Here is a 1,830-nt window from a genome sequence, read left to right on the forward strand (position 1 = left end):
CGCCGGCGTCGGCTGCGCCGCGGGTGTGCGCGCGCAACGCGAGCACCGTGAGCATCGCGGCGAGCAGCGGCAGCGCGAAGGCGTAGTACAGGTGCGGTGGGCTCCAGCCCTTGTCGAGTAGCACGCCGGCCGTCAACGGCGCCAGGATCGCGCCGACGCGGCCGATTCCAATGGCCCAGCCCATCCCGGTGCTGCGCATCGCGGCCGGGTAGACCACCGGCGCAAAGGCGTACAGGCCCGCCATGGAGCCGAAGATGAATGCGCCGATGCCGAAGGCAATCGCGAAGGCGACTGCCAGGCTCGAGGTGAAGTAGCCGAACGCCGCCATGGCCAGCGCGGTCAGCACCATGCTGGAGGCGGTGAGCGAGCCGAGGTTCATGCGTGCGGCCAGCAGGCCGAACACGCTGCCCCCCACGATACCGCCGACATTGAGGAGCACGCCGCCCGTGATGCCCTGCTGTGCTGACAGCCCGGCCTGCACCAGCAACTTCGGCGTCCAGCTGAGCGCGAAATAGAAGCTGAACATGAGCAGGAAGAACGCTCCCCAGATCATCAGCGTCTGCGCCAGCATGCCCGGTGCAAACAGTGCCGAGAAACTGTTGCGGCCTGAGTCGGCCACGTCGGCCTGCTCGGGGGGAAGTTGCGCCAGCGTCGGGCGGTTCATCTTGCCGAGCAAGGCATTGAGTTTTTGCAGGGCGCCCCGGGGCCGCTTGGCAAGGAGGAAGTCGAACGACTCGGGCAGCCGCCACAGGACCACCGGGATCATCGCCGCGGTGGCGATCCCGCCAAAGATGAATACCGAGCGCCAGCCGTACTTGGCCAGCAACAGCGCGGCAATGCTGCCGCCGATGGTGGCGCCGATCGGATAGCCCGTCGCCTGCAGCGCGACCGCCGTACTGCGCCAGTGGTTGGAAGAATATTCGGCAGTGATGACACCAACGCTGGCGAGCATGCCGCCAATGCCCACCCCGGTGAGCGCGCGCAGGGCCCCGAGTTGCCAGCTGCTCTGGGCAAATCCGGACGCGAACATCCCGAGGGCGATCACTACCAGGCACACCAAGATGATCGGCTGCCGGCCAAAGCGGTCCGCCCAGGGTGCCAGAAAGAGTGAGCCGGCGGCCATGCCGAACAGCCCGGCACTGAAGAGCACGCCGAGTTCGGCGCCGCTGAGCTTCCATTCCGCTGAGATGGGTGCGGCAGTGAACGCCATCACCAGCACGTCAAAGCCGTCGAGCATGATCAGCATGATGCAGACCGTGACGGCCGCCCATTGGAATGGCGTCATCGCGCCCTCGTCGATGGCACGGCGCAACTCGCCGCTTCTGGCAGTGGCAGTGGGGTTCATTTCTTGTCTCCTTGCGGCATTGACGCCCGGTGCCGCAGGTTGTGATTTGTTTTGAGCGTGCTCAATATTAACCACGCTCAATATTCGCGTCAATGGGTTAAGGTTCGGCTTGTTTCCCGCAGGCTGTGTCAGCCGACATCGCTTGCGCATATCGTCATGCACGCATCTCAGCCCTCAGCCCACTTGCCAAGGAGTCCGGCCACTCATGCCCAAGCCCAAATCCGATCCGCTGCCCCCGGTGGGCCTGCGCGCGCGCAGCAAGGTTGACAAGCGGCGCCGCATCATGGAAGCCGCGCGCGCCGTGTTCATCGAGCACGGTTACGACGCTGCCACCACGCGCGAGATTGCGCAGCGGGCCGAAGTGTCGACAGGGACCGTGTTTGTCTACGCCCGGGACAAACGTGACCTCCTGCTGCAGGTGGTCAACGACGAGCTCGATGCACTCAACGCCAGGGCGCAGCCGCTCACGGGCAAGCCCGGACCGT

At 65.7% G+C, this 1,830-nt stretch carries 2 protein-coding genes; one reads left to right on the plus strand and one right to left on the minus strand.

Features of this window, described 5'->3' with window-relative positions; all coding sequences use genetic code 11:
• Nucleotides 1–1,345 (minus strand): MFS transporter (locus HB681_RS37550; protein ID WP_213959975.1); only part of this gene is annotated, 1,345 nt, incomplete at its 3' end.
• 205 nt (nucleotides 1,346–1,550) lie between these two features.
• Here HB681_RS37550 and HB681_RS37555 point away from each other — a divergent pair.
• Nucleotides 1,551–1,830 (plus strand): helix-turn-helix domain-containing protein (locus tag HB681_RS37555; protein WP_256735273.1); only part of this gene is annotated, 280 nt, incomplete at its 3' end.

Origin of the sequence: Variovorax sp. dw_954 (genome assembly GCF_018449755.1) — a bacterium.
Taxonomy (GTDB): Bacteria; Pseudomonadota; Gammaproteobacteria; order Burkholderiales; family Burkholderiaceae_C; genus Variovorax.